General features: G+C 61.0%; 18 protein-coding genes. 5 read left to right on the top strand and 13 right to left on the bottom strand.

All coding sequences use genetic code 11. The features are described 5' to 3' along the window. From RAC79_RS08440 to RAC79_RS08460, 5 genes are all read right to left on the bottom strand, one after another. Complete coding sequence (locus tag RAC79_RS08440) at positions 1-1,011, bottom strand: ABC transporter permease (protein WP_142844706.1); 1,011 nt, start codon at positions 1,009-1,011, stop codon at positions 1-3. Continuing rightward, the gene (locus RAC79_RS08445; protein ID WP_142844705.1) at positions 1,008-2,009 is read right to left on the bottom strand and encodes an ABC transporter permease; all 1,002 of its coding nucleotides are present in this window, start codon (positions 2,007-2,009) and stop codon (positions 1,008-1,010) included. Before RAC79_RS08445 ends, RAC79_RS08440 begins: the two co-directional genes overlap by 4 nt. A gap of 13 nt (positions 2,010-2,022) precedes the next feature. Then, positions 2,023-3,558: a sugar ABC transporter ATP-binding protein gene (locus tag RAC79_RS08450; protein ID WP_161987817.1), complete on the bottom strand. Its 1,536-nt coding sequence runs from the start codon at positions 3,556-3,558 to the stop codon at positions 2,023-2,025. A 223-nt stretch (positions 3,559-3,781) separates the two neighbouring features. Continuing rightward, entirely contained in the window at positions 3,782-4,792 is a 1,011-nt protein-coding gene (gene rhaS / locus RAC79_RS08455; protein WP_035262533.1) for a rhamnose ABC transporter substrate-binding protein, read from the bottom strand. A gap of 47 nt (positions 4,793-4,839) precedes the next feature. Then, positions 4,840-5,670: a DeoR/GlpR family DNA-binding transcription regulator gene (locus RAC79_RS08460; protein WP_142844704.1), complete on the bottom strand. Its 831-nt coding sequence runs from the start codon at positions 5,668-5,670 to the stop codon at positions 4,840-4,842. Between the two features lie 200 nt (positions 5,671-5,870). Between RAC79_RS08460 and RAC79_RS08465 the strand changes: the two genes are divergently transcribed. Together RAC79_RS08465 and rhaI are read left to right on the top strand one after the other, a co-directional pair. After that, positions 5,871-7,967, top strand: coding sequence for a bifunctional rhamnulose-1-phosphate aldolase/short-chain dehydrogenase (locus RAC79_RS08465; RefSeq protein ID WP_142844703.1), 2,097 nt, complete (start codon positions 5,871-5,873; stop codon positions 7,965-7,967). 233 nt (positions 7,968-8,200) lie between these two features. Then, entirely contained in the window at positions 8,201-9,493 is a 1,293-nt protein-coding gene (gene rhaI, locus RAC79_RS08470) for an L-rhamnose catabolism isomerase (protein ID WP_149741714.1), read from the top strand. 137 nt (positions 9,494-9,630) lie between these two features. Here the strand turns inward: rhaI and panB are convergent, their stop codons facing one another. The 8 genes from panB to RAC79_RS08510 all read right to left on the bottom strand — a co-directional run bounded on the left by panB (position 9,631) and on the right by RAC79_RS08510 (position 18,516). Continuing rightward, positions 9,631-10,470, bottom strand: a complete 840-nt coding sequence (panB, locus tag RAC79_RS08475) for a 3-methyl-2-oxobutanoate hydroxymethyltransferase (RefSeq protein WP_125145840.1) — start codon at positions 10,468-10,470, stop codon at positions 9,631-9,633. Then, positions 10,467-11,345, bottom strand: a complete 879-nt coding sequence (gene panC / locus RAC79_RS08480) for a pantoate--beta-alanine ligase (RefSeq protein WP_374996967.1) — start codon at positions 11,343-11,345, stop codon at positions 10,467-10,469. The genes panB and panC overlap by 4 nt, the downstream gene beginning before the upstream one ends. Positions 11,346-11,493: 148 nt before the next feature. Beyond that, positions 11,494-12,264, bottom strand: coding sequence for an enoyl-CoA hydratase-related protein (locus RAC79_RS08485; RefSeq protein ID WP_374996968.1), 771 nt, complete (start codon positions 12,262-12,264; stop codon positions 11,494-11,496). Then, entirely contained in the window at positions 12,254-13,180 is a 927-nt protein-coding gene (locus tag RAC79_RS08490; protein WP_374996969.1) for a hydroxymethylglutaryl-CoA lyase, read from the bottom strand. Before RAC79_RS08490 ends, RAC79_RS08485 begins: the two co-directional genes overlap by 11 nt. A 1-nt stretch (position 13,181) precedes the next feature. Next, positions 13,182-15,173 carry an acetyl-CoA carboxylase biotin carboxylase subunit gene (locus RAC79_RS08495; protein ID WP_374996970.1) on the bottom strand — a complete coding sequence of 664 codons (1,992 nt, stop codon included), beginning with the start codon at positions 15,171-15,173 and terminating at the stop codon, positions 13,182-13,184. Positions 15,174-15,180: 7 nt separating this feature from the next. After that, positions 15,181-16,782, bottom strand: a complete 1,602-nt coding sequence (locus RAC79_RS08500; RefSeq protein ID WP_374996971.1) for a carboxyl transferase domain-containing protein — start codon at positions 16,780-16,782, stop codon at positions 15,181-15,183. A gap of 7 nt (positions 16,783-16,789) precedes the next feature. Then, positions 16,790-17,962: an isovaleryl-CoA dehydrogenase gene (locus RAC79_RS08505; protein ID WP_374996972.1), complete on the bottom strand. Its 1,173-nt coding sequence runs from the start codon at positions 17,960-17,962 to the stop codon at positions 16,790-16,792. Positions 17,963-18,042: 80 nt separating this feature from the next. Beyond that, the gene (locus RAC79_RS08510) at positions 18,043-18,516 is read right to left on the bottom strand and encodes an Lrp/AsnC family transcriptional regulator (protein ID WP_035221263.1); all 474 of its coding nucleotides are present in this window, start codon (positions 18,514-18,516) and stop codon (positions 18,043-18,045) included. Positions 18,517-18,777: 261 nt separating this feature from the next. Between RAC79_RS08510 and RAC79_RS08515 the strand changes: the two genes are divergently transcribed. Genes RAC79_RS08515 through RAC79_RS08525 form a run of 3 tightly spaced genes read left to right on the top strand, consistent with a single transcriptional unit; the run spans position 18,778 to position 22,364 of the window. Next, positions 18,778-19,941 carry an acetyl-CoA C-acyltransferase gene (locus RAC79_RS08515; RefSeq protein ID WP_142844695.1) on the top strand — a complete coding sequence of 388 codons (1,164 nt, stop codon included), beginning with the start codon at positions 18,778-18,780 and terminating at the stop codon, positions 19,939-19,941. 12 nt (positions 19,942-19,953) lie between these two features. After that, positions 19,954-21,081 carry an acyl-CoA dehydrogenase family protein gene (locus RAC79_RS08520; RefSeq protein WP_142844694.1) on the top strand — a complete coding sequence of 376 codons (1,128 nt, stop codon included), beginning with the start codon at positions 19,954-19,956 and terminating at the stop codon, positions 21,079-21,081. Positions 21,082-21,125: 44 nt separating this feature from the next. Then, positions 21,126-22,364 (top strand): 3-methyl-2-oxobutanoate dehydrogenase (2-methylpropanoyl-transferring) subunit alpha, encoded by a 1,239-nt coding sequence (locus RAC79_RS08525; RefSeq protein WP_142844693.1) that lies wholly within the window; start codon positions 21,126-21,128, stop codon positions 22,362-22,364. Positions 22,365-22,367: the final 3 nt, after the last annotated feature.

Consider the following 22,367-nt stretch of genomic DNA (forward strand, 5'->3'; position numbering starts at 1 on the left):
TTAACTTCTCATGGCGCGAAGGCGACGGACAACGATGGGGATGGCGATGGTTACGATGAGCAGCAGACCGACAAAGATCGACATGACGATGCCCGGCACATTCACAAGACCGAGCCCGAAGGTGACGAGGCCCATGACGAAAGCGGCAATGACGACGCCTGCGATGGTGCCGGAGCCGCCGAGAATGGAGACGCCGCCCAGCACCACCATGGTCACCACCTCAAGCTCCCACCCTTGAGCGATGGACGGGCGGGTGGAGCCGAGCCGCGATGTGAGGCAGACGGCGGCGATGCCGCTCATCAGGCCGGTGAGCAGGAACAGGATGAACTTCACCCGCTCGACGGGTATGCCGGAGAAACGGGCGGCGAAGGGGTTGTTGCCGATCACATAGACCTGCCGGCCGAAATTGGTGGCATGCAGCAAAATGGCGAAGAGGATGGCCATGGCGATGAACAGCACGAATTCGAAAGAAATCACCCAGAAAACGTAACCCTGACCGAAATAGGCAAAATCGGCGGGATATTTGCCATAGGCCTGATCGCCCAGCACCATATAGGAAATGCCGCGAAACAGGCTCATCGTGCCGATGGTGACGACGATGGACGGCAGTTTCAGCCCTGCGACCAGAAAACCGTTGAAGGCCCCGCACAAAAGCCCGGTGCCGATGCCGATGGCGACGAGGCCGGGCGTGCCGATCCCCATTTGCACTGCCGCACCCATGGCGGTGGAGGCGAGCGCGATGATGGCGGCGACGGAAAGATCGATTTCACCGGCGATGATCAGCAGCGCCATGGCGAAGGCGATGATCGCCTTTTCCGTGAAGTTGAAGGTCGCGTCCGACAGGTTCCAGGCATTGAGGAAATAGGGTGAGGCCAGCGAATTGGCGATGAAGATGAGGATCGCAACACCAAGCAGCAGCACTTCCCAACTGGCCATGATGCGGCGTATCGGCGTGCCGAGCTTGTCTGGAATGATGCGCGGATTCTGCGCTGGTTGAGGCATGGTGCTCATGCTGCGGCCTCCCTGGCCTGATCGCTTGCTGCGCGGTCACGCAGGATGATACGGCCTTTTCGCGCTTCGGCGCGGGCGTTGAAGACGACGGCGAGCACGATGACAACGCCGGAAATCGCCATCTGCGCGAAGGGCGAAATGCCGATGACGGGCAGGGCGTTCTTGATGACGCCGAGGAACAGCGCGCCGAGCACCGCACCCGCCACCGATCCGATGCCGCCGGCAATCGAGATGCCGCCGATCACATTTGCCGCCACGCTGTCCAGTTCGAAGCCGGCGGCGATGTCGACATAGGCAACCGCATAACGCGACACCCAGAGATAGCTGGCGAGACCGGCGAGCGCGCCCGAGAGCACGAAGGCGAAGAAGCGCGTCCGGCCGACATCGATGCCCGCATAGACGGCGGCACTCGGATTACCGCCCGACGCATAGGCGGAACGGCCGAAGGAGGTGCGGCTGAGCACCAGCCAGGCGCCGGCGATGATGAGGATCGCCACCCATGAAAGCACCGGCATGCCGAGGATCATGGTGCGCGGCACATTGAGGAAGGTCGGCGAAAGCTGGTGCGCATTCACCCAACCGCCGCCGGACAGAACGAAGGCCATGCCGCGATAAATGGTAAGCGTGCCGAGCGTGACGACGATGGGCGGAATGCCTAGCCACCAGACCAGCACGCCGTTGAGCGAGCCGAGAAATGCGCCGATGCCGACCGCCATGGCGATGAGAAGCGGCAGGGGAATTCCCGGAAAGGCGGCATTGGTCATCGCCACCGCCATGCCGGTGAAGGCGAGATTGGCGGCAACCGAAAGATCGATGGATTTGGTGAGAATGACCGCCATCTGGCCAAGCGCCAGAATGATGAGGATGGAGGTATCGTTGAAGATATTGACGAGATTGCCGGGCCGGCTGAAACCGGGCGCGCGCAGCGCAAAACCGGCGATCATGATGACGATGATGCCCGCCAGCAGCCATTCGCGATTTTTAAGTAGACGTTGCATGGTTTTGCCCCTCTCAGGCATTGCCGGTGGCGGCGCGCACCAGCTTTTCCGGAGAAAAATCGGCGCGTTCGAACTGGCCCGCCATCAGGCCTTCGCGCATGACGATGGCGCGGTCGGACATGCCGAGGATTTCGGGAAGTTCGGATGAAATCATGATGATGGAAAGCCCTTCCGCCGCAAGCTCGCTGATGAAACCGTGCACGGCGGCCTTGGAGCCGATATCGATACCCTTGGTGGGTTCATCGAGAATGATGACCTTCGGCTGGGTGGCGAGCCACTTGCCGATCACCACCTTCTGCTGGTTGCCGCCTGAAAGCGTGCCGACCGGCACCGAAAGGGCGGCCGCGCGCAGATCGAGCCGTGAGGCATATTTGCGCGCCAGCGCGAATTCATTGGCGGCGGCCAGAAAGCCCTTGCGCGACGTGCGCGTGAGCGATGGCAGCGACATGTTCTGGTAGATCGGCATATCCAGCGCCAGCCCGTGGCGGCCGCGCTCCTCCGGCACATAAACGATGCCGGCGCGGATCGCGTCTTCCGGCGAGCGGATGGAAAGCGGCTGGCCTTCCAGCGATACCTGCCCTGAAGCCGGCCGGGTAATGCCGAACAACGACTGGCAAAGCTCGGAGCGGCCGGCGCCGATCAGCCCGTAGAGGCCGAGAATCTCGCCCTTGCGCAGTTCGAGCGAAATATCGCGGAATTCCGTCTGATGCGAATAATCGCGCACCGAAAGAACCGTCGGCCCAAGGGTGACGGCCTGCTTGGGAAAGGCGTTCGTCACGTCACGGCCGACCATCAGCCGCACGATCTCGTCCTGCGGCGTGGCGGCGAGATTGCCCGCTCCAACCATCCTGCCATCCCGGAACACGGCATAATTCTCGGCGATCTCATAGACCTCGTCGAACTTGTGGCTGATGAAGAGGATCGCCTTGCCCTGCCGCTTGAGGTTTTCGACGATGCGAAAGAGATCATCGATTTCCTTGCGAGAAAGGGCGGCCGTCGGTTCGTCCATGATGACGATGCGCGCCTCGACCGAAAGCGCGCGGGCGATGGCGACGAGATGGCGCTGGGCGATGGACAGGTCCTTCAGCCGGATCGTCGGATCGATGGTGCTTTCGAGCTGTTCCAGCAGGGTTCTGGCGCGCGTGTTGATGGTCTTCCAGTCGATCAGACCGAAACGACCTTTCGGCGCATGGCCGAGGAAGATGTTTTCGCCGACGGAAAGCTCGTCGAACAGCACGGTTTCCTGATGAATGGCGGTGACGCCGGCATCGATGGCTTCCTGTGCGCTGTAAAAATGGACGGGCTGACCATCGAGAAGGATTTCGCCTTCGTTGGGGCGATAGATGCCCGTGAGGATTTTGACGAGCGTGGATTTACCAGCACCGTTCTCGCCGATCAGCGCGGTGACCTTGCCGGGATAAAGCGCGATATCGACGCCATCCAGCGCTTTGACGCCGGGGAATATCTGGCTGATGCCGCGCATTTCCAGAATGGGCGTTGAATTTGAAGCCTCGACGACATCTAAAATTTTCGTTTCGATACGCATCATCCGTCTTACCGGTCAGTTTGATTGAAGCGGTGAAGGGCACCCCCCTCTGCCCTGCCGGGCATCTCCCCCTCAAGGGGGGAGATCGATATGCGGCACCGTTGAGGCCATCACTAAAGTTGAGAGTGAGCGAGTGTTATAATCTGGCTGATCTCCCCCCTTGAGGGGGAGATGCCCGGCAGGGCAGAGGGGGGTGCCCTCCGCACACTGCCGTCACTTCTCTAGATCAGAAAATTTTCGAGAACTGGTCGATATTCTTCGCGTCATAGATGAACGGATCAGCCATCGCCGCTTCGCTGTTTTCGCCAACCTTGATCTTACCCATACGACCGGCTTCGATTTCCGAACCCGGCTTGCCATCGGTTTCGCCCTTCACCAGGCGATAGGCGATCTGGGTGGCGGAGTAACCGAGGTCGATCGGGTTCCAGATGGCGAATTCCTTGGTGGCGCCCGACTTGATGGCGCCGGCCATTTCAGACGGCAGGCCAAGGCCGGTCACATAGACCTGACCGATCTTGCCCGCATCCTTCACCGCCTGCGAGGCGGCGAGAACGCCAACCGTTGTCGGCGCGACGATAACCTTCACATTCGGCTGCGAGGAAAGCAGGCCCTGCGCTTCGCGGTAGCTCTTGTCGGCCAGATCGTCACCGTAAACCGTGGTGACAAGGTTGAGGCCGGGGAAATCCTTCAGCTGCTTTTTCATCTCGTCGATCCAGATATTCTGGTTCGTGGAGGTGGTGGTGGCCGAAAGAATGGCGAAATCGCCCTTGCCGCCTTCCAGATGCGATGCGGCGAGCTGCAGGCACATCTTGCCGATCAGCGCGTTGGACGAAGGGTTGAGCTGGAGTATGCGGCCTTCCGGCGCAACACCGGAATCCCAGGAGATGACCTTGATGCCGCGCTGGGCCGCCTTTTTCAGCGCCGGAACCACGGCATCCGGGTCATTGGCGGAAATGGCGATGGCATCGACGCCCTGCGCGATCAGCGAATTGATGACTTCGATCTGGCCTTCGGCCGTGGTGCTGGTCGGGCCGGTATAGATGATCTCGACGCCGCCGAGGTCCTTTGCGGCCTCCTGCGCGCCCTTGTTGGCGGCTTCGAAAAAGCCGTTGCCGAGCGATTTGACCACCAGTGCGATCTTCACATCGGCGGCCTGGGCAACGCTGCCCAGCCCTGCGACGGAGAGCGCCGCGCCAAGCGCAAGAGCGCTCGTCAATGTTCTGCGTGTAAGTTTCATGTCCCTTTTCCTCCCGTTTTGAACCTTTTTCCTCCCTCCGGTGCTCCTCAGGCGACCGAAGAAGAATCCTCTTCATCCGGTGGGGTGGCTGTCTTGCCATCCCTCACCGCGCCGACGATCAACAATTCGACGCCGGCATCTTCCACCATCCTCGCCGCCTCGTCGGAAATCCCGTCATCGGTAATGATGGTCGAGACATTTTCGAGCGGGCATAAAATGAGGCTGGAACGTTTTCTAAATTTCGAAGAATCGACCATCACGATAAGCTCTTCCGCCTGTCGCATCAGCTTCTGCTCGCTCTGGATAACCAGCGCATCGGATTCCATGATGCCAAGCGCTCCCACGCCCTGCGCACCGAGAAAAATCCGCCGCGCATAAAAATTGCGGATCGCATCATTCTCGAAAGGCGACAGGATAAGGCTCTGGTCGCGATAGATCGCGCCGCCCGGCACGCTGACACTGCATTTGGAATGTTTGACCAGATGCTCCGCGATGGCGAAAGAATTGGTCATGACTTGCAGGCGGCGCGCCGCCATGTAGTGCACCATCTGGAATGTCGTCGTGCCGCCATTTAGGATGATCGCATCGCCATCGTGGCACAGATCGACGGCCTTGCGCGCAATTGCGCGTTTCTTGTCGATGTTGACCGATTCGGACACCCGGAACGGCCGCGCGGCCAGATTGCCGAGCTGCGGCGGATGCACGGCTTCCGCCCCGCCGCGCACGCGGCGCAACTTGCCCTGAACATGCAGCGAGGCGATATCCCGGCGGATCGTCGCTTCCGACGCATCCGTCAGTTCGGCAATATCCTGCACCGTCACGACAGCTTTTTCCTGTGTGGCGCTCAAGATGATGCGATGGCGTTCGCGTTCGTGCATGGGGTCCTCCTGATCGTGATTATTCGCAATCTCTTTACGTTGTCAATCAAGAACGATCAAATTAATCAATATCGCGCTGCAACATGAAAATTTATGATCGTTTTTGATTGACATTATGCTTTTCGATGCGCGATATCTGCCATCAAAGGAGGCGGGCCGGTATCGGCTCCGCGAATGCAGACAGATATTGGGAGGAAGACATGACGGGAAAATCCCGCCTTCTCGAAAGCCGTTGGGACGATGCCTATGCCAAAACGCTCGATGAGCCGGGCAAGCTGCTTTATCGCTCCAATCTGCTCGGTGCCGACAAGCGCATCACCAATTATGGCGGTGGCAACACATCCGCAAAGGTGCTTGAGACCGATCCGCTGACGGGCGAGAAGGTCCGCGTCATGTGGGTGAAGGGCTCCGGCGGCGATGTCGGCACCATCAAGCTCGATGGTTTTGCGACGCTTTATCTCGACAAGCTGGAAGCGCTGAAGGGCATTTACAAGGGTGTCGAGGATGAGGACCGCATGGTCGGCTTCCTGCCGCATTGCACCTTCAACCTCAATCCGCGCGCGGCTTCCATCGATACGCCGCTGCACGGTTTCGTGCCTTACGATCATGTCGACCATATGCATCCGGACGCGATCATTGCCATCGCCGCCTCGAAGAATTCGAAAGAATTGACGCAGCAGATTTTCGGTGACGATATCGGCTGGCTGCCCTGGCGTCGCCCGGGTTTCCAGCTCGGTCTCGATCTCGAAGCTTTCGTCAAGGCCAACCCGAAGGCCAAGGGTGTCGTGCTGGAAAGCCATGGTCTCTTCACATGGGATAATGACGCCAAGGCGTGTTACGAACTGACGCTTGCCATCATCAACAAGGCGATCGAATGGTTTGCGGCCAAGACCGAAGGCAAGACGATTTTTGGCGGCGCGGTGGCGAAGAGCCTGCCCGTTGCCGAACGCCGCGCCATCGCCGCCCGGCTGATGCCGGAAATCCGTGGCCGCATCGGCCGTGAGGAACGCAAGCTCGGCCATTTCGACGATCAGGAGGCGGTTCTCGAATTCGTCAACTCGAAGGACCTGAAGCCGCTCGGCGCACTCGGCACATCCTGCCCGGATCACTTCCTGCGCACCAAAATCCGCCCACTGATCCTCGATCTCGATACGGCGAAGCCGGATGTGGACGCGCTGACGGCGGGTCTCGACAAGGCGCTTGAAGCTTACCGCGCCGATTATACCCGCTACTACGAGGCCTGCCGCCACGACAATTCGCCGAAGATGCGCGATCCGAATCCGGTGATTTTCCTGATCCCCGGCGTTGGCATGTTGTCCTTCGCCAAGGACAAGGCCACTGCCCGCATCGCCGGCGAATTTTACGTCAACGCCATCAACGTCATGCGTGGTGCTTCCACCGTGTCCGAATATCAGGGCCTGCCGGAGCAGGAGGCTTTCGATATCGAATATTGGCTGCTGGAAGAGGCAAAACTTCAGCGCATGCCGAAGCCGAAGAGCCTTGCCGGCCGGGTGGCCTTCGTCACCGGCGGTGCTGGCGGTATCGGCCGGGCGACGGCGGAAAGGCTGGCGGGGGAGGGCGCCTGCGTGGTTCTGGCGGATATTGACGAAGCGGCGCTGGAAGCCGCCAAGGCCGATTTCGTCAAGCGCTACAGCACTGACTCGGTGCGTACCGTCAAGCTTGATGTGACGAAAGAGGATGCCGTCATCGCAGCCTTCGCGGAAGCGAGCGTGGAATTCGGCGGCGTGGATATTCTCGTCTCCAATGCTGGCATAGCTTCCTCCGCGCCGGTGGAAGACACGACGCTTGCCATGTGGAACAAGAATATCGACATTCTCGCCACCGGCTATTTCCTCGTTTCGCGGGAAGCGTTCCGGCTGCTGCGGCGTCAGAATCTCGGCGGCAACGTGGTGTTCGTCGCCTCGAAAAACGGTCTCGCTTCCTCGCCCAATGCCTCCGCCTATTGCACGGCCAAGGCTGCGGAAATTCATCTGGCCCGTTGCCTCGCCCTCGAAGGAGCGGAAGCCGGCATTCGCGTTAACACCGTCAATCCCGATGCCGTGCTGCGCGGTTCTAAAATCTGGAGCGGCGAGTGGCGCGAGCAGCGCGCGGCTTCCTCGAAGATCGAAGTGACCGATCTGGAGGAACATTACCGCAAGCGTTCCATGCTGAAGCTCAATGTCTTCCCGGAAGATATCGCCGAGGCGATCTACTTCCTGGCGTCCGACGCCTCCGCCAAGTCCACCGGCAACATCATCAATGTCGATGCCGGTAATGCGCAGAGTTTTACGCGGTAGGGTGTCGGTGGATATCGACATATAAAAAGACACGATGCTTTGAGAAGTGGCGAAAGTCCCACCTTCGTCATTCCGGCCTTGAGCCGGAATCCAGCAGCCGCGCGTCTGCGCGGCGAGAGAGTCTTCTCAGCCCAAAGACTTGGGCTGGCTGGATTCCGGCTCAAGGCCGGAATGACGGGGTGGTGGCGTCGCGGGCCGAAGCACCTGTTGTGTTCATTGCCTGGGAGGAAGAGATGACCGAGACGAAAATCGCTGCCGATGTGATCGCGGCGGAAAACGACAAGCGTGCTCACGCGCTGAAGGACGATTATCAGGCGCTGGGCAACCAGCTTGCGCGCCGCAATATCGATATCGAGGCCGTTACGGCCAAGGTCGCGGAATTTTTTGTGGCCGTGCCCTCCTGGGGCGTGGGCACCGGCGGCACCCGTTTTGCCCGTTTTCCCGGCACGGGCGAGCCGCGCGGCATTTTCGACAAGCTGGATGATTGCGCCGTCATCAACCAGCTGACACGGGCGACGCCCAACGTTTCCCTGCATATTCCGTGGGACAAGGAAGACCCGAAGCGATTGAAAGCCCATGCCGATGCGCTGGGTCTCGGCTTCGACGCCATGAATTCCAACACGTTTTCGGATGCGCCCGGCCAGAGCCATTCCTACAAATACGGTTCGCTCAGCCACACGGATGCCGCCACGCGCCGGCAGGCCGTCGAGCACAACATCGAATGTATCGAAATCGGCAATGCCATCGGCTCGAAGGCGCTGACGGTGTGGGTGGGCGATGGTTCGAACTTCCCCGGCCAGAGCAATTTCACCAGAAGTTTCGAGCGTTATCTTGCCGCCATGGCCGATATCTACAAGGCGCTGCCGGATGACTGGCGCATCTTTTCCGAACACAAGATGTACGAGCCGGCCTTCTATTCGACCGTCGTGCAGGACTGGGGCACCAATTACCTCATTGCCAATACGCTCGGCGAAAAGGCCTTCTGCCTCGTCGACCTCGGCCACCATGCGCCGAACACCAATATCGAAATGATCGTCGCCCGACTCATCCAGTTCGGCAAGCTCGGCGGTTTCCATTTCAACGACAGCAAATATGGCGATGACGATCTGGATGCCGGCTCAATCGAGCCATACCGCCTGTTCCTCGTTTTCAACGAGCTGGTGGATGCCGAATATCGCGGCGTGAAGGGTTTCCATCCCGCCCATATGATCGACCAGTCGCACAATGTGACGGACCCGATCGAAAGCCTGATCTCCAGCGCCAACGAAATCCGCCGCGCCTATGCGCAGGCGCTGCTGGTGGATCGCGCGGCCCTCGACGGCTACCAGCAGGATAATGATGCGCTGATGGCTTCCGATATGCTGAAGCGGGCCTATCGCACCGATGTGGAACCGATTCTTGCGCAGGCCCGGCAATTGGCGGGCGGCGCTATCGATCCGGTCGCGACTTATCGTGCGAGCGGCTATCGCAGCCATGTTGCGGCGAAGCGCCCGGCTTCGGTTGGCGGCAGCGGCGGGATTGTATAGGGACGTCCCTCACACCCGTCACCCCGGACTTGATCCGGGGTCTAGTGCGATCAAGTCCTTGATCGCGCAAGAGTCTTTCACGGCGCAGACGCGCCGTGGCTGGATGCCGGATCGAGCCCGGCATGACGGAAATAGTCTCACTTCCCCGAAGGCGATTGCCGTCGCACCTGAAACGTATGCTCCGGCCCGGGAAACGCCCCCGAGCGAACCTCATCGGCATAAGCGGCCGCTGCTTCCGAAACCGCCGGGCCCAGATCGGCGAAACGCTTGACGAATTTCGGTTTGAAATCGGTGAAAAGGCCAAGCATGTCGTCGGAAACGAGCACCTGCCCGTCGCAGGCCGGCGATGCGCCGATGCCAACCGTGGGAGCTGCGAGTTTTTCGGTCAATTCGCGGGCAAGCGGTTCGACGGTGCCTTCCACGACGATGGCGAAGGCGCCGGCCTGATCGACCGCAATCGCATCGCGCCAGATTTTTTGCGTTTCCGCATCCGAATGCCCGAGCGAGCGGAAGCCGCCGGCGGTGTGCACCAGCTGCGGCATAAGCCCGACATGGCCGAACACCGGAATGCCGCGCGCCACCAGAAAGGCGATGGTCTCCGCCATTTCCTCGCCGCCTTCCAGCTTCACGCCGTCGCAGCCGGTTTCCTGCATCAGCCGCACGGCATTGCGGAACGCCTGTTCCTTGGATTCCTGATAGGTGCCGAAGGGAAGATCGACGATGACGCAGGCATGTTCGACGCCGCGCATGACGGCGCGGCCATGGGCGATCATCATATCCAGCGTGACGCCGACCGTCGTGTCCATGCCGTAAAGCACCATGCCGAGGGAATCGCCGACCAGAAGCAGATCGCAATGCGGATCGAGAAGGCGGGCAATCGGCGTGGTATAGGCGGTCAGGCAGACAATGCGCGCCTCGCCCTTCATCTGCCGGATGGAGGCCGTCGTCAGCCGCTTGTGTTTTCCATGGGCGCTCATTCGGCCGCCTCCCGTTGATTGATCCTGTCGCGCCCGATGACGCGGTTGTCGAGGAGCCTCGTGCTGCCGAGCCTGACGAACAGCGCCACCAGCACCGGCCCCGCCTGCAATGAAGCGACGGGGGCAAGCGTATCGGGATCGCGCACTGCAACAACTTCCGGCAAGGCCAGCGGCTCGGTGGCGATGAATTTTTCTATCGCGGCTTCGAATGCGGCGGGGTCGTCGAAGCCTTCACCATAAAGCCGTTCCGCCTCATCGAGTGCGCGCGGCACGATCACGGCGGCGGCGCGTTCCGCGGGGTTTAGATAGACATTGCGTGAAGAACAGGCCAGCCCATCGGCTTCGCGCACCGTAGCGACTGGCACGACCCGCACCGGCTGGGCAAGGTCCTCGACCATGCGGCGGATCAGCGTTACCTGCTGATAATCCTTCTCGCCGAAATAGGCGGCGTCCGGCTGGACGAGGTTAAAAAGCTTGGTCACGACGGTCGCAACACCGGCGAAATGCCCCGGCCGCACCGCGCCTTCCAGCTGGCTTCCCAGTTCGGGCACATCCACCACGGTCTGCATCGGGCGCGGATACATCTCGGAGACTTCCGGTGCGAAAAGAATGTCGATGCCCGCCTCTTCCAGCAATGCGCTGTCCCGGGCGAGATCGCGGGGGTAACGGGCCAGATCCTCATTCGCACCGAATTGCAGTGGGTTAACGAAGATCGAAACCACCGTCACGTCGTTTTCCGCCTTGGATTGGGCAACGAGCGTCAGATGGCCGATATGGAGAAAGCCCATTGTCGGTACGAAGCCGATGGTTTTGCCCGCACGGCGAAAGGCGGCGGTGGCATCCCGCAATTCGGCGACGGTTTTTACAAGCTGCATGGGTCTCCTCCGGCTTCCCCAATCGCTGCCCGGCGAAAGGTGCTGGATAGAACTCGATTTGCCGAACGGGGTCAACGGACGCATCGGGATTATCGATTAACCCTATGACGACTTTTAAGAAAACCGGTGCCGGGACAGATGGCGGCGATCACTCCACCCAGAGCGGTTTCCTTTTTTCGGCAAAGGCCAATCGCCCCTCCCGCGCCTCGTTGCTGCCGCTGATTGTGGCGATGACACTTTCGGCAAAGGCGAGCCGCTCGCTGGAGGGCATATCGCGCATCTTCAGCAACGCCGCCTTTCCGGCCGCGATGGCGCCCGGCGCATTCTGCCGCAACCGGGCGAGAACATCCCCGACTACGCCATCGAGTTCGGCCAACGGGACAGCCCGATTGACGAGGCCAAGGCGCTCCGCATCAGCGGCGTTAATCGCGGCCCCGAGATAAGCCATTTCCTGAAGCTGGCTCAGGGGTATCTTCGCCAGAAGCTTCGCCGCCACCATGGCCGGGAAAAGCCCGACACGGACTTCCGGCAGGCCGAATTCGGCATGGTCGGCGGCATAGGCGAGATCGCAGGCGGCGACGAGGCCAAGCCCGCCGGCCAGAACCCGACCGTTGATGCGGGCGATGACGGGCCTGTCGCAGCCCTCGATGGCACGCATCACATCGGCAATAGGGTTGGTTCCATCCCGCGATAGGAACATGCCGCCGGCGCTTTCTTTCAGATCGGCCCCCGAGCAGAAGCTGCGGTCTCCCGCAGCCGTTATCACCACGGCGCGCAGGCCGCCATCACCGGATGCCGTGCGGATGGCCGTCGTCAGGGCGTCCGTCATCGCGGCATTTAAGGCATTGTGCACCTCCGGCCGGTTGAGCGTCAGCCAGAGAACGTCCTTGCGCCTTTCGCTCAGCAACTCATCCGCCATGCGCGTCCCCCTCCTGTCTTGCTGCAAGCAGCGCCTTGCCGGCGCGGGCCGCATTCGGTCTGCCGAGATGCCGGCTGATCCAGTCTCCGGTTTTTGCCACCGCCATCAGGTCGATACCGGTTTTAATGCCAAGCCCCTGCAGCAGATAAACGACGTCTTCGGTGGCGACATTGCCGCTCGCCCCCGGTGCAAAGGGGCAGCCGCCCAGCCCGGCCACCGAACTGTCGAAGACGGAGATACCTTCATCCAGCGAGGCCAGCACATTGGCGACGCCCTGCCCATAGGTATCGTGGAAATGCATGGCGAGTTTTTCACGCGGGATGCGGGCAGACACCCGCTTGATGAGATTGCGAATCTGCTCCGCCGTGCCGATGCCGATCGTATCGCCGAGCGAAATTTCGTAACAGCCTAGCGCGATGAGCGTTTCGGCCATCGCCGCCACGTCATCTTGTGCAACCGTACCGTCATAGGGGCAGCCGGCTATGCAGGAGAGGTAACCGCGCATGAGGATGTTCCGGCCGGCCGCGGCTGATGCGACATCGCGCAGGCGCTCAAGGCTTTCGGCGCGCGAGCAGCCGATATTGTGCTGGCTGAAACCTTCGGATGCGGAGACGAAAACGGCGATTTCCGTCACGCCGGCTTCAAGGGCGGCCTCGAAACCTTTCATATTGGGAACGAGTGCCGGATAGGCGGTGCCGGGTCGCCTTTCGAGGCCCTGGAACACCTCTTTCGAACCCGCCATTTGCGGCACTTTTTTGGGTGAGACGAAAGCACCCGCTTCCACCGCCGCCAATCCGGCTGCGGCCAGCCGTTCGATCAGCTCGATCTTGATGGCGGCTGGAACCTCGGCGCTTTCGTTCTGCAAGCCGTCACGCGCGCCCACTTCGACGATTTTGACGGTTTGAGGCCAACTCATCTCAACTGGCCTCCGGCTCGAAATCCACCAGCACCGCACCGGCGGCGACCATATCGCCCTCGTTGCAATTGATGGCCGTGACGGTGCCTTTCGCCGGCGCGCGGATCGTGTGCTCCATTTTCATCGCCTCCATCACCACAAGCGCCTCGCCGGCCTCAACCGCGGCACCGTTGCTGCTCAGCAAGGCGCGGATGACGCCGGGCATAGGTGCTTCCAGACCGCCGGTATGGGGAGCGGAATCCGCGATATCGACCGGATCCGGCTGGTTGATGCGATAATGCTCACCATCCAGAAAAAGTGCGTAACGGCCATCCTCTGCAAAGAAATGGCCCTGCCTTTTCCTGCCTTCCACCGTCGCACGGAATTTACCGTCCTCGAAAAGGTTGCCATAGGCGCTGATCGCCCGTCCGTCGATCTCCAGCGAAAAACCGTCCGCCTCATGCGTGACGTCGACGCCAAGCGGCTGGTTGTCAAACACGAAATACAGCGTTTCCCGCGCTGGCGCGTTGAGGCGGAAGGCGGCCGTCATGTTCCAAGGGCTATGGGGATCGGCCTGCGAACCTGGCTTTCCGTTTTTCTGCCGCGCAAGCAGCAGGCCAAGCGCGGCCATAGCTATCTCGTTCCCGTCCGTTGCTGTCGGAGCAAACAGCGCCGCTTCGTTACGGGCGATGAAACCGGTGTCGAGATCGGCGTTCGCGAAGGCCTCCAGTCCCGCAAGCCGCATAAGAAAGGCGGCATTGCTGGTGACGCCGCAGATCGCCAGATTTTCGAGCGCCAACCGCAGACGCCGCACCGCCGAGGGGCGATCTCGGTCCCAGACGATCAGCTTGGCGATCATCGGATCGTAATGCACGGTGATGGCGTCGCCGGCGCGGATGCCGCTGTCGATCCGGACGTGAGGGCCCTGATCGGGAAAAACCAGATGGCTGATGGTGCCGATCGACGGCAGGAAATCATGCGCCGGGTCTTCGGCATAAATCCGTGCCTCGATGGCATGGCCGTTTATGCTCAGATTCGCCCAGTCTTCCGGCAGGGCCTCTCCGTTGGCGACGCGGATCTGCCATTCGACCAGATCGAGCCCGGTAATATATTCCGTGACCGGATGTTCGACCTGGAGCCTCGTATTCATTTCCATGAAATAGAAGTCGCCGGAAGGGTCGAGCAGGAATTCCACCGTTCCCGCGCCGCGATAATCGATGGCGCGGGCGGCGGCGACCGCCGCTTCATACATGCGCTGCCGAAGCGCATCGGGCAGGCCGGGGGCAGGAGCTTCCTCTATGACCTTCTGGTGCCGGCGCTGGATCGAGCAGTCGCGCTCGAAAAGCGAAACACACTTGCCGTGGCCGTCGGCAAAGACCTGCACTTCCACATGGCGCGGCCGTTCAAGGTATTTTTCGATCAGCATGCGGTCATTGCCGAAGGCGGCCAGCGCTTCGCGTTTTGCACCCGCAAGCTCCGCTGCGAAGTCGCGCTTTTGCCGGACGATACGCATGCCCTTGCCGCCGCCGCCGGCTGAGGCCTTGAGCAGCACCGGATAACCGATCGTATCCGCCTCGCTTGCCAGTCGTTTCTCCGATTGTTCGTCACCGTGATAACCGGGAACAACCGGAACGCCGGCCTTTGCCATCAGCGCCTTCGCCTCGCTTTTCCCACCCATGGCGCGGATTGCTTGCGGCGGCGGGCCAATGAAAACGAGCCCTGCGGCGGCACAGGCCTCGGCAAATCCGGCATTTTCGGAGAGAAAGCCATAACCCGGATGGATCGCTTCCGCGCCGCTTGCCCTGGCGGCGGCGATGATTTTTTCGCCATCGAGGTAGGAGGCCCGCGCAGGGGCAGGGCCGATGACGATGGCCTCGTCGGCAAGCGCCACATGCATGGCGTCACGATCGGCATCCGAATAGATTGCGACGGTGCGGATACCCATCTTGGCGGCGGTGCGGATGATGCGGCAGGCGATTTCGCCCCTGTTGGCGATCAGTATTTTCGAGAACATGGTCGCCTCACATCCTGAATATGCCGAAACGGGTGGGTTCAATCGGTGCATTGAGCGCGGCGGAAAGACCGAGGCCAAGTACGAGGCGTGTATCCTTCGGGTCTATGATGCCATCGTCCCAAAGTCGCGCACTGGCATAATAGGGATGTCCCTCCCGCTCGTATTTTTCCCGGATCGGCTGTTTGAACGCCTCTTCGCCTTCCTTCGACCAGTGGCGGCCATCGGCCTCGATGCCGTCGCGGCGGATTTGCGCCAGAACGGACGCCGCCTGTTCGCCACCCATCACGGAAATGCGGGCATTCGGCCACATCCACAAAAAGCGCGGTGAATAGGCCCGCCCGCACATGCCGTAATTACCGGCCCCGAACGAGCCGCCGATGATGACGGTGAATTTCGGCACTTTGGCTGAAGCGACCGCAGTCACGAGCTTTGCGCCATCCTTGGCGATACCACCAGCCTCATAGGCCTTGCCGACCATGAAGCCGGTGATGTTTTGCAGGAAAACCAGCGGGATGCTGCGCTGGCAGCAGAGTTCGATGAAATGCGCGCCCTTCAGCGCCGATTCCGAAAACAGGATGCCGTTATTGGCGATGATGCCGACAGGATAACCGTGGATATGGGCAAAACCGCAGACTAGCGTGGTGCCGTAAAGCGCCTTGAACTCATCGAATTCGGAACCGTCCACCAGACGCGCGATGATCTCGCGCACCTCGAAGGGTTTTCTCGTATCGGCGGGAACGATGCCATAAAGCTCTTCAGCCGGATAAAGCGGCTCCGTCGGCTCGCGAATATCCAGTTCCACCTGTTTGCGGCGGTTCAGCGTGGAGACGATCCGCCGGGTCAGCGCCAGCGCGTGGCGGTCGTCGCGGGCATAATGATCGGTGACGCCGGATTGCCGGGAATGCACATCCGCGCCGCCCAGCTCTTCCGCGCTCACCACCTCGCCGGTCGCGGCCTTCACCAGCGGCGGGCCTCCGAGGAAGATTGTGCCCTGATTTTTGACGATCACGGACTGGTCGCTCATGGCAGGCACATAGGCCCCGCCCGCCGTGCAACTGCCCATCACCACGGCAATCTGGGCGATACCTTGTGCCGACATATTGGCCTGATTGTAGAAGATGCGGCCGAAATGATCGCGGTCGGGAAACACCTCGTCCTGATTGGGCAGGTTCGCGCCGCCGGAATCCACGAGGTAAATGCAGGGCAGGCGGTTCTCCGTGGCGATTTCCTGCGCGCGCAGATGTTTCTTCACCGTCAGCGGATAATAGGTGCCGCCTTTTACCGTCGCATCATTGGCGACGATCACACATTCGCGGCCAGAGACCCGGCCGATGCCGGTGACGATGCCAGCGGCGGGAACGGGTTCGTCATAGACCTCGTAAGCTGCGAATTGCGAAAATTCGAGGAATGGACTGCCGGGGTCGAGAAGTGTTTCGATCCGGTCGCGCGCCAGCAATTTGCCGCGGGAAAGATGCCGTTCACGGGCCTTGTCGCCGCCGCCTTTCGAGATTTTTTCGACGTGTTGGCGCAGGTCATCCACCAGCCCCGACATGAAATCGACATTGGCAGCGAAGGTCGGGTCGCGGTTCAGACTTGAAGTAAGCTTCATCGTGTCCTCACCCGTTGCCCTTGACCAGTTCGCGGCCGATCAGCATCCGGCGAATTTCGCTGGTGCCTGCGCCGATCTCATAAAGCTTGGCGTCGCGCAGCAGCCGTCCGGCCGGGCTTTCATTGACATAGCCGGAGCCGCCGAGAAGCTGGATGGCGTCCAGCGCCACCTGCGTCGCCCGTTCGGCGGCAAGGAGGATCGCGCCCGCCGCATCCTGCCTTGTGATGCGGCCATTGTCGCAGGCCCGCGCCACGGCATAGACATAGGCGCGCGACGCATTCATGGACGAGTAGATATCGGCAAGCTTGCCCTGCACCAGCTGGAATTCGCCGATAGGCTTGCCAAACTGCTTACGCTCACGCGCATAGGGCAGCACCAGGTCGATGGCCGCCTGCATGATGCCGACCGGGCCGGCGGCCAGCACGGCGCGCTCATAATCCAGCCCGCTCATCAGCACCGTCACGCCGTCATTGAGGCGGCCGAGAATGTTCTCTTCCGGCACCTCGCAATCCTCGAACACCAGTTCGGATGTAGGTGAGCCGCGCATGCCGAGCTTGTCGAGTTTCTGGGCCGGGCGAAACCCCTTGAAGCCCTTTTCGATCAGGAAGGCCGTGATACCGCGCGGGCCGGCGGACATATCCGTCTTGGCGTAGACCACCAGCGTATCGGCCTCATGGCCGTTGGTGATCCACATTTTCGCGCCGTTCAGCACATAGTGATCACCTTTGCGCTCCGCCTTCAGCCGCATTGAGACGACATCCGAACCGGCCTCAGTCTCGCTCATGGCGAGTGAACCGACATGCTCGCCGGAGACCAACTTCGGCAGATATCTGTGCTTCTGCTCTTGCGTTCCCCAGCGGTGAATCTGGTTGATGCAGAGGTTGGAATGAGCGCCGTAGGAAAGGCCGATGGAAGCGGAAGCCCGGCTTATCTCCTCCATCGCCACGCAATGGGCGAGATAGCCCATATCGGCACCGCCGAATTCTTCCGAAACGGTGATGCCGTGCAGACCGAGCTCACCCATCTCGGGCCAGAGTTTACGTGGAAAACGGTCGTCGCGGTCGATCTCCGCCGCCAAAGGGGCAATTTTATCGTCTGCGAATGCACTTGCGCTGTCGCGCAATGCTGCGATTTCCGGGCCGAGATCGGCATCGAAAATGGCGGCGAGGTTCAAACTCATCGCGTCTCCTCCTCCGGACGACCCTTGCCGCCGTCCCTTTTATCAGCGGCCGGCGCCTCCTCCGCGCCGGCAACCCTCGATTACGGCGCGTCACCCCCGGTGAAGGCGGCGGAACGGCGCACGAATGTCTTGATGGCGAAATTGGACTGGATGCGCGACACGCCGGGAACCGTGGTCAGGAAATCCAGAAGCTCCTGATAATGCGGCAGATCCCGCACCATGGCGTGGATCAGATAATCCGAACTGCCGCTGGTCTGATAACCGCCCACCACTTCCGGAATGGAGGCGACATGGTGTTCGAAGGTCGTCAGCGCTTCCTTGATCTGCCGTTCCAGCGTGACGGAGATGAAGACACCCATATTGCCAAGCAGCCGGTTCTCATCGAACACGGCGGTATAGCCACGAATGATGCCTTCCTCTTCCAGCTTGCGCACGCGCCGCAGCGTCGGCGTGAAGGAAAGACCTATCCGCGCCGCCAGATCGCGCCAGCTCACCCGCCCGTCATCGCCGAGCACATGCAGAATCTTGCGGTCGAAACTGTCGAGCTCAATCATGGATCATTTGCTCTATGATATGACTAATTGTTGGATCAAAGATATCGCCAATCAAAAAACTGTCAATCAAAATAGCTTTGAAATGAATTCGAGATAGTGATAGCGTTCACCTAGAGCGATGGACCGCTCTAGGTTTTTGCTTGGCATCGGATTATCCGAAAACCGCGGCACACTTTTCGGTCCGATGCTTTTGTCGAGGTCTGGAGGAGATCGCGATGATGGTCGTTTTCTGAAGTGAGAGAATGACCAAGGGAGGTGAATTTGGCTGTGCATGACCCTGTCGTGATCGTTGGGGCCGCCCGTACTGCTATGGGTGGGTTCCAGGGCGAATTCAAATCGGTGGCCGCGCCCGATCTCGGTGCGGCGGCGATCCGCGCGGCCGTCGAACGGGCTGCGGTTCCACCCACTGATATTGACGATGTGCTGATGGGCTGCGTGCTTACGGCCGGGCAGGGGCAGGCTCCGGCCAGACAGGCGGCCATTGCCGCCGGAATCCCCAATACGATTGGCGCGACGACCATCAACAAGATGTGCGGCTCTGGCATGAAGGCGATCATGCTGGCGCATGACCAGATTTCGGCGGGAAGCTCTTCAATCGTGCTTGCGGGCGGCATGGAAAGCATGAGCAATGCGCCCTATCTCTTGGACCGCGCCCGCAACGGCTATCGTCTCGGCCACGGCAAACTCACCGATCATATGTTTCTGGATGGCCTCGAAGACGCCTATGACAAGGGTCGGCTGATGGGCACTTTCGCGGAAGATTGTGCTGAAGCCTACCAGTTCACCCGTGCCATGCAGGATGACTATGCGCTGACCTCGCTGGAGCGCGCCCGGCGTGCCATTGCTGAGGGGGCTTTCGAAGCGGAAATAGCACCCGTCGGGGAGATCTCGGTGGACGAGCAGCCGGGCAAGGCGAAGCCGGAAAAAATCCCGCAACTGAAGCCCGCCTTCCGCGATGGCGGAACGGTGACGGCGGCCAATTCCAGTTCGATTTCCGATGGCGCTGCCGCTCTCGTTCTCATGCGTCGCTCCGAAGCGGAAAGGCGGGGCCTGTCACCGCTGGCGACCATTATCGGCCAAACCTCTTATGCGGATGCACCCGCCGGATATCCAACGGCTCCCATCGGCGCGATGAAAAAGCTGTTCGATAAAACCGGCTGGGCGGCGAAGGATATCGATCTGTTCGAAATCAACGAGGCCTTTGCCGTGGTGGCGATGGCGGCAATGCGCGATCTCGATCTGCCGCATGAGAAGGTGAATGTGCACGGCGGGGCGTGTGCGCTCGGCCATCCCATCGGCGCTTCCGGCGCGAGGATCGTCGTCACATTGCTGGCCGCTTTGCAGCGCCAAGGGCTGAAGCGCGGCGTGGCCGCCGTCTGCATCGGCGGCGGCGAAGCAACCGCGCTCGGCATAGAGCGATATTAAGGGGAGGCGGCGATGATCCTGAACGAAGCCCAGCAGCAGATCAGGGGCATGGCCCGCGATTTCGCCCGCGAGCGGCTCGCCCCTGGGGCTGCTTCGCGTGACCGGGAAAGCCGGTTCCCGAAAGACGAACTGAAGGAGATGGGAGACCTCGGCTTCCTCGGAATGCTGGTCTCCGAGGACTATGGCGGCTCGGAAACCGGTGCCGTCGCTTATGCTCTGGCGCTGGAGGAAATCGCTGCCGGTGACGGGGCTTGTTCCACCATCATGAGCGTTCACAATTCGGTGGGTTGCGTGCCGATCCTGAAATTCGGCACCGAAGACCAGAAGCAGCGTTTCCTGCCTAAGCTGGCTTCCGGCGAATGGATCGGTGGTTTTGCGCTGACCGAACCGCAGGCCGGTTCCGATGCCTCCAACCTCAAGACCCGCGCCCGGCGCGATGGCGACCGATATATTCTCGACGGGGCGAAGCAGTTCATCACCTCGGGCAAAAATGGCGATGTCGTCATCGTCTTTGCCGTTACCGATGCGGCGGCGGGTAAGAAGGGCATCAGCGCCTTCATCGTGCCGACCGATACGCCGGGTTACGAGGTCATAAGGGTCGAAGAAAAGCTCGGCCTGCATTCATCCGATACCTGCCAGATCGCCTTTACCGAGATGGCGGTCCCAGTCGAATTGCGGCTGGGCGAAGAGGGGCAGGGGTATCGCATCGCGCTTGCCAATCTGGAAGGTGGGCGCATCGGCATCGCCGCGCAGGCGGTCGGCATGGCGCAGGCCGCCTTCGAGGCGGCGCGGGATTATGCGCGCGAGCGCAAGGCCTTCGGGCAGGCAATCGTGGAGCACCAGGCGGTGGCGTTTCGCCTTGCGGATATGGCGACGCGCATTGAGGCGGCGCGGCAACTGGTGTTGCATGCGGCGGCGCTGAAGGAGGCGGGAGAGCCCTGTCTTTCGGAGGCCTCGATGGCCAAGCTCTTCGCCTCCGAAATGGCCGAGCGCGTCTGCTCGGACGCCATCCAGATTCACGGCGGTTACGGCTACATGGCGGATTATCCGGTGGAGCGGATCTATCGCGATGTGCGCATCTGCCAGATTTACGAGGGGACCAGCGATGTCCAGCGGATGGTGATCGCGCGGAACCTTTGAGAGTTGTTTCGCGGTCTGGAGGAGATCGCGACGGGAGGAGTAGAATGGATATAACCGAAACGCCACGTCTCAGCCTGCATGTTCCCGAACCTGCGGTGCGGCCCGGCGGGGAGCCGGATTTCTCCAATGTGAAAATACCCAAGGCCGGTTCCGTGCCGCGCCCGGAGGTTGACGCCGCGCCGGAAAGCATGCGCGATCTTGCCTATTCCATCATTCGCGTCCTCAATCACCAGGGCGAGGCCGTCGGACCCTGGGCAGGGCTGCTTTCGGATGAAGACTTGCTGGTGGGCCTCAAAAACATGATGCGGCTTCGGGCTTTCGATGCGCGCATGCTGATGGCGCAGCGGCAGGGCAAGACCTCCTTCTACATGCAGCATCTGGGTGAAGAGGCGGTGAGCTGCGCCTTCCGAAAGGCGCTTTCCAAGGGCGACATGAATTTCCCGACCTATCGGCAGGCAGGGTTGCTGATCGCCGATGACTATCCACTCGTCGCCATGATGAACCAGATCTATTCCAACGAACTGGATCCACTGCATGGTCGTCAGTTGCCGGTGCTTTATTCCTCGAAGGAGCATGGTTTTTTCACCGTCTCCGGCAATCTCGCCACGCAATATGTGCAGGCGGTCGGCTGGGCGATGGCGTCGGCCATCAAGGGCGATACGAAGATCGCCGCAGCATGGATCGGCGACGGCTCGACGGCGGAGTCGGATTTTCACTCGGCGATGGTCTTTGCCTCCACCTACAAGGCTCCGGTCGTTCTCAACATCGTCAATAACCAATGGGCGATTTCCACCTTTCAGGGCATCGCGCGCGGCGGCTCCGGCACCTTTGCGGCGCGCGGGCTGGGCTTCGGCATTCCCGCACTGCGGGTCGACGGCAACGATTATCTCGCCGTTTATGCCGTGGCGCGCTGGGCGGTGGAACGGGCGCGCCGCAATCTCGGCCCGACGCTGATCGAATATGTGACCTATCGTGTCGGCGCCCATTCCACGTCGGACGATCCGAGCGCCTATCGTCCCAAGACGGAATCCGAGGCATGGCCGCTGGGCGACCCGGTTCTGAGGCTCAAAAAACACCTCATCCTGCGCGGCGTCTGGTCGGAGGAAAGGCACCGGCAGACGGAGGCGGAAATTGCCGATGAGGTGCTTGATGCGCAGCGCGAGGCGGAAAGCCACGGCACGCTGCATGAGGGCGGCAAACCGCCGAAAAAGGATATTTTCGAAGGCGTTTACGAGGAGATGCCGCCGCATCTCGCCCGCCAGCGCCAGAAGGCAGGATGGTAAGAC

This window comes from Agrobacterium sp. LR_9 (genome assembly GCF_041954855.1).
GTDB lineage: Bacteria > Pseudomonadota > Alphaproteobacteria > Rhizobiales > Rhizobiaceae > Agrobacterium > Agrobacterium leguminum.

Coding starts and splice junctions, on each gene's coding strand:
- RAC79_RS08445 (WP_142844705.1), bottom strand. CDS start 2,009: ATGCAACGTCTACTTAAAAATCGCGAATGGCTGCTGGCGGGCATCATC.
- RAC79_RS08495 (WP_374996970.1), bottom strand. CDS start 15,173: ATGTTCTCGAAAATACTGATCGCCAACAGGGGCGAAATCGCCTGCCGC.
- RAC79_RS08525 (WP_142844693.1), top strand. CDS start 21,126: ATGGATATAACCGAAACGCCACGTCTCAGCCTGCATGTTCCCGAACCT.
- rhaS (WP_035262533.1), bottom strand. CDS start 4,792: ATGAAACTTACACGCAGAACATTGACGAGCGCTCTTGCGCTTGGCGCG.
- RAC79_RS08520 (WP_142844694.1), top strand. CDS start 19,954: ATGATCCTGAACGAAGCCCAGCAGCAGATCAGGGGCATGGCCCGCGAT.
- RAC79_RS08460 (WP_142844704.1), bottom strand. CDS start 5,670: ATGCACGAACGCGAACGCCATCGCATCATCTTGAGCGCCACACAGGAA.
- RAC79_RS08510 (WP_035221263.1), bottom strand. CDS start 18,516: ATGATTGAGCTCGACAGTTTCGACCGCAAGATTCTGCATGTGCTCGGC.
- RAC79_RS08485 (WP_374996968.1), bottom strand. CDS start 12,264: ATGGCGGATGAGTTGCTGAGCGAAAGGCGCAAGGACGTTCTCTGGCTG.
- panC (WP_374996967.1), bottom strand. CDS start 11,345: ATGCAGCTTGTAAAAACCGTCGCCGAATTGCGGGATGCCACCGCCGCC.
- RAC79_RS08465 (WP_142844703.1), top strand. CDS start 5,871: ATGACGGGAAAATCCCGCCTTCTCGAAAGCCGTTGGGACGATGCCTAT.
- RAC79_RS08490 (WP_374996969.1), bottom strand. CDS start 13,180: ATGAGTTGGCCTCAAACCGTCAAAATCGTCGAAGTGGGCGCGCGTGAC.
- RAC79_RS08450 (WP_161987817.1), bottom strand. CDS start 3,558: ATGATGCGTATCGAAACGAAAATTTTAGATGTCGTCGAGGCTTCAAAT.
- rhaI (WP_149741714.1), top strand. CDS start 8,201: ATGACCGAGACGAAAATCGCTGCCGATGTGATCGCGGCGGAAAACGAC.
- panB (WP_125145840.1), bottom strand. CDS start 10,470: ATGAGCGCCCATGGAAAACACAAGCGGCTGACGACGGCCTCCATCCGG.
- RAC79_RS08440 (WP_142844706.1), bottom strand. CDS start 1,011: ATGAGCACCATGCCTCAACCAGCGCAGAATCCGCGCATCATTCCAGAC.
- RAC79_RS08500 (WP_374996971.1), bottom strand. CDS start 16,782: ATGAAGCTTACTTCAAGTCTGAACCGCGACCCGACCTTCGCTGCCAAT.
- RAC79_RS08505 (WP_374996972.1), bottom strand. CDS start 17,962: ATGAGTTTGAACCTCGCCGCCATTTTCGATGCCGATCTCGGCCCGGAA.